At 66.1% G+C, this 5109-nt stretch carries 5 protein-coding genes and 1 tRNA gene; 5 read left to right on the plus strand and 1 reads right to left on the minus strand.

Annotated elements, in window-relative coordinates:
• The 4 genes from G398_RS0110410 to G398_RS0110425 all read left to right on the plus strand — a co-directional run.
• Nucleotides 1-349 (plus strand): integrase core domain-containing protein (locus G398_RS0110410; protein WP_026853542.1); only part of this gene is annotated, 349 nt, incomplete at its 5' end.
• Nucleotides 350-519: 170 nt separating this feature from the next.
• Entirely contained in the window at nucleotides 520-1800 is a 1281-nt protein-coding gene (uraA, locus tag G398_RS0110415; RefSeq protein WP_026853543.1) for a uracil permease, read from the plus strand.
• Nucleotides 1801-1827: 27 nt separating this feature from the next.
• The gene (locus G398_RS0110420; RefSeq protein WP_026853544.1) at nucleotides 1828-3246 is read left to right on the plus strand and encodes an NCS2 family permease; all 1419 of its coding nucleotides are present in this window, start codon (nucleotides 1828-1830) and stop codon (nucleotides 3244-3246) included.
• Between the two features lie 128 nt (nucleotides 3247-3374).
• Nucleotides 3375-4208: a hypothetical protein gene (locus G398_RS0110425; RefSeq protein ID WP_026853545.1), complete on the plus strand. Its 834-nt coding sequence runs from the start codon at nucleotides 3375-3377 to the stop codon at nucleotides 4206-4208.
• Nucleotides 4209-4256: 48 nt separating this feature from the next.
• On the opposite strand, the gene G398_RS0110430 is transcribed toward G398_RS0110425, so the two are convergent.
• Complete coding sequence (locus tag G398_RS0110430) at nucleotides 4257-4859, minus strand: DUF4337 domain-containing protein (RefSeq protein ID WP_026853546.1); 603 nt, start codon at nucleotides 4857-4859, stop codon at nucleotides 4257-4259.
• Nucleotides 4860-4940: 81 nt separating this feature from the next.
• Here G398_RS0110430 and G398_RS0110435 point away from each other — a divergent pair.
• A tRNA-Arg gene (locus G398_RS0110435) sits at nucleotides 4941-5017 on the plus strand.
• Nucleotides 5018-5109: the final 92 nt, after the last annotated feature.

Raw genomic sequence — 5109 nt, forward strand, 5'->3', positions numbered from 1 at the left:
CCAGAGGGCGCTTTCCCATTACGCCAGCCAGGGCGTCCGGGTTCAGCGCATCCTCACCGACAACGGCATGTGCTACCACTCGAAGCTGGTCCAAGCTGTCTGCGAGGCCCAAGACATCCGGCACAGCTTCACCCGGCCTTACCGCCCTCAGACCAACGGCAAGGCCGAACGGTTCATCCAGACAGCCCTTCGCGAGTGGGCCTACCGCCTGGCCTACCAATCCTCAGAACAGCGGAGCCAAGCCCTCAAAGCCTGGCTCCACCACTACAATCACCACAGGTCCCACTCAGCCCTCGGCGGTCTCGCCCCCGCTCAAAAGCTGAACAACGTCCTTGGCCGCGACAGCTAGCCCGCTCCCGCGCGGACCACTTGTAAAAAACAAAATGTGACTTTCAGAAGCCACGGGGCGCGGAAGAATTGAGAGGTCCCTGTGCTTCCGGACCGTACCGACCCTCCCCGGTATCCGGAAATCCGCGCACCCCCGTGCGCCGTGACAGGGTCCCATCCGCCGAGGCCCCCATGCAGCGCCGCACCATCGACGTCGACGAACGCCTGCCCCTGCTGCAGACCGTCCCCCTGAGCCTGCAGCACCTCTTCGCCATGTTCGGCGCCACGGTGCTGGTGCCCTTCCTCTTCAAGGTGAACCCGGCCACCTGCCTGCTGATGAACGGCGTGGGCACCCTGATCTACCTGCTGGTGGCCAAGGGCCGCATCCCCGCCTACCTCGGATCGAGCTTCGCGTTCCTCTCGCCAGTCTTCGCCGTGCTGGCCTCGGGCCTCAGCTACTCGGCCGCCCAGGGCGGCTTCATCGTCTTCGGCCTCATCTTCATGCTGCTCTCCCAGGTGGTGCGGTTCGCGGGCACCCGGTGGATCGACATCATCTTCCCCCCGGCGGCCATGGGCGCCATCGTCGCCATCATCGGCCTGGAGTTGGCCCCGGTGGCCACCAACATGGCCGGGCTCACGGCCGGGCCCGCGGTGCTGGGCATGCCCCTGCGCCTGGCCCTGATCGTGTCCCTGTCCACCCTGGCGGTGACCATCCTGGCCTCCATCCTGCTTCGCGGGTTCCTGGCGGTGATCCCCGTGCTGTTGGGCGTCATCGCGGGCTACCTGATCTCCCTGGGCCTCGGCGTGGTGGACCTCCAGTCCGTGCGCCTGGCCCCCTGGTTCCAGGTGCCCACCCTCTACGCGCCCACCTACAACCTCCAGGCCATCCTCATCATCCTGCCCGCGGCGCTGGTGGTGCTGGCGGAGCACGTGGGCCACCTGGTGGTGACCGGGAACATCGTGGGCAAGGACCTCATGAAGGAGCCCGGCCTGCACCGCTCCCTGCTGGGGGACGGCCTCTCCAACGTGCTGTCGGGCCTCGTCGGCGCCACGCCCAACACCACCTACGGCGAGAACATCGGCGTCATGGCCATCACCAAGGTCTACAGCGTGTGGGTCATCGGCGGCACGGCCTGCATCGCCATCCTGGTGTCCTTCTCCGGCAAGCTGGCGGCCCTCATCCGGAGCATCCCCGTGCCCGTCATGGGCGGCGTCTGCATTCTGCTCTTCGGCGTCATCGCCGCCGCGGGCATCCGCATGCTCATCGAGAAGCAGGTGGACTACACCCAATCCCGCAACCTGATCCTCACCTCCGTGGTGCTCATCAGCGGCATCAGCGGCGCGGCCGTGAAGCTGGGCACCGTGGAGCTCAAGGGCATGGCGCTGGGCACGGTGGTGGCCATCGTCCTCAGCCTGCTCTTCTGGGGCCTCGACCACCTGGGCCTCAGCAACGACACCGATCCTCAGCACTGAGTTTCCACCACATTCCCCGGGGGGCGCATGGAACGATTCTTCAACCTGAAGGCCAAGGGCACGACGGTGGCCACGGAGGTGCTCGCGGGCACCACCACCTTCATCTCGATGGCCTACGTGATCTCGCTGATCCCGAACGCCTTCCTCAAGGTGGCGGGCATCGCGCCGGCCCAGGGCTTCACGGCCTTCGTGGTCTGCGCCATCCTCTCGACCCTCATCGGCGCCTTCTACGCGAACCTGCCCATCGCCTTCGCCTCGGGTATCGGCCTCTCGGCCTTCTTCGCCTTCACGGTCTGCGCCCTCGCCGGCCAGGGCGGCATGGGCTACACCATCCAGGTGGCCCTGACGGCCCTCCTGCTCGAGGGCCTCGTCTTCATCATCCTCAGCGCCATGAAGGTGCGGGAGGCGTTCATGGACGCCATCCCCTTCTCGCTGAAGAAGGGCATCTCTGTGGGCATCGGCCTCTTCATCGCCATCATCGGCTTCGTGGATTCCGGCGTCACCCAGGTGGGCCTCAAGTTCGACGCGGACACCCTCTTCCCCGTCCTGAAGAACGACCCCGCGGCCATCTTCGGCCTGCACGACGTCAACAACCTCTTCATCGCGAAGTTCTGGGACCACGGCCACCTCACGCCGGCCTTCTGGTCCATGGTGGGCCTCTTCCTCATCGCCGTGCTGGTGGCCAAGCGCGTGAAGGGCGCCATCCTCCTGGGCATCCTGGCCATCACCCTGGCGGGCCTGCTGCCCGTGTCCTTCGGTGGCGGCTTCACCCACCTGCCCACGGGCACCATCTTCCAGCTCCCCAGCTGGCCGAAGATGTTCCAGTACGACTGGAGCTGGACGAAGTCCCTGGGCGGCATGATCAACATCTTCATCATCCTGTTCACCCTGCTCTTCGTGGACATGTTCGACACCATCGGCACGCTCATGGGCATCGGCGCCCAGGGCAAGCTGCTGGACAAGGAGGGCAAGTTCCCGGGCGCCTCCAAGGCCTTCATGGCCGACGCCGTGGGCACCACCTTCGCGTCCATGTTCGGCACCACGGCCATCACCGCCTACATCGAGAGCGCCTCTGGCGTGGCCGAGGGCGGCAAGACCGGCCTCACGGCCCTGGTGGTGGCGGGCTGGCTTGCGCTCGCCCTCTTCCTCTCGCCCCTCTTCCTCATGGTGCCGCTCCAGGCCACGGCCCCGGCGCTCATGATGATCGGCTTCTTCATGCTGTCGGAGATCAAGGAGATCCGCTTCGACGACGTCACCGACGCCATCCCCGCCTACCTGGCCGTGGTGGTGATGCCCTTCACCTTCTCCATCGTGAACGGCATCGCGCTCGGCATGATCGCCTACACCGTGCTGAAGGCCGCCACCGGGCGCTTCAAGGAGATCAACCCGATCATCCTCGTGCTCTCGGCCATCTTCCTCCTCAAGCTCCTCTTCCTGTCCGCCTAAAAGCCCCACCACGGAGACACTGAGAACACAGAGAAAAACCACGGAGAAACCCCTCAGTGTCCCCCTCCGTGTCTCCTCCGTGGTCTCGGTGCCTCCGTGGTGAATCTTTCCTCACTCACGGAGACTCCATGACCAAGCTCGCCCTCGCCCTCCTCGTGGCGGCCGCCCTGCCCCTGTCCGCCGCGGACTGGAGCGACACCTTCATCGGCTACCGCTATGGCACCCAGTTCCGCGAACCCGGCATCGACGGCACGGTGAAGAAGAACATCGTCCAGCTCGGCCATGTCAGTGGCTGGGCCTACGGCACGAACTTCTTCAATGCGGACATGCTCATGTCCGACCGCAACGACCCCACCGCCAGCGGCAACAGCGGCGCCAACGAGGTCTACGTCCTCTACCGCGGCTCCCTGAGCCTCGGCAAGCTCACGGGGAAGAGCCTGGCCTTCGGCCCCGTGAAGGACATCTCCCTCACCGCGGGCTTCGACTTCAACTCGAAGGACACCGCCTTCGCCTCCAAGAAGCGCTTCCTCGTGGCCGGCCCCACCTTCCACTTCGCCGTGCCCAGGGGCTTCTGGGACCTGGGCCTCTTCGCCAGCCACGAGCAGAACTACAACGGCATCGTGGGCAAGTCCGTGGACTTCAAGACCGCCTACTACGTCACGACCGCCTGGGGCATCCCCTTCGAAGTGGGCCAGGTGGGCGGCGAGTTCAAGGGCTACGCCAACTACGAAGGCGCCAAGGGCAAGGACGGCTTCGGCGTCGAGACCAAGCCCGAGACCCTGGCCAACCTCTCCCTGCTCTTCGACATCAGCCCCCTCTTCGGCACCAAGAAGAAGGTCTACGTGGGCCCCGGCTTCGAGTACTGGAACAACAAGTTCGGCGGCCCGAACAACGAGGGTCCCGCCCCCGCCACCAACAAGCGCGTCACCGCGCCCATGGTGCAGCTGCAGATCCACTTCTAGCAGCGGCCGAGCCGATGGGAAGGGGGGCCTCCGGGCCCCCCTTCTTCGTCACCCCAGGAGCTTGGCCATCAGATCCGAGTGCAGGTTCCAGTGGAGGAAGCCCGCCAGGCCGAAGACGAAGCCGATGCCCGCGAAGACGCCCGCCACGGCGAAGAGCCACCGCTTCCGCGTGAGGGCCGTGACGCCGGCCAGGGCCACCGCCACGCTCAGGCAGGCCTCCGCCAGGTCGAACTGGTCGTCATGGACATTCATCGCGTCATAGTCCTTGGCGGCCCGCTCCGCCTCCGCCCGGATCTGCTCCTTCTCCTGCTCGTACTTTTTAGCAGCCGCTCCCTGGGCGGCGATCCGGGCCTCGACCTTCGCCCGGGCCTCCGGCCTCAGCTCCGGGTTCATGTCGAGCTGGACCCTCAGCATCTCCACGGCATTCTCGGCGATGTGCTGCTTGGTGCTCTTGCTCTGGTAGTAGGCCCACTGGTCCACCGCCTTGGCCTGGGACTGCTGCATGGCCTGGACCACGTTGCCGTCCTTCACGTTGCACAGGGCCATGAAGGTCGCCACCACCGCCACGAAGAGGGCGATGAAGCCGTTGAACCGGCTGTCCCCCGCGTGGTCCTGCACCTCCTCCTGGATCGGATCGAGGGTCTCCGGCATGGGGCCTCCTGGAAGCCCCCCAGTCTAGGACAGGAGGCGACCCCGGCCACCCCCATCCCGACCCGCTAGACTATTCCCCGCGCGCCCATAGCTCAGGCGGATAGAGCAGCAGCCTTCTAAGCTGCAGGTCGCTGGTTCGAATCCAGCTGGGCGCACCAAGTGCGCCCAGCTGGATTCGGGCCAGCCCCGGCCACGCGGGCGTGGCCGGGATCCAGCGTCGAGAAACATCGGCGGCCCGGTAGCCCACAGG

The organism is Geothrix fermentans DSM 14018, assembly GCF_000428885.1.
Lineage (GTDB): Bacteria > Acidobacteriota > Holophagae > Holophagales > Holophagaceae > Geothrix > Geothrix fermentans.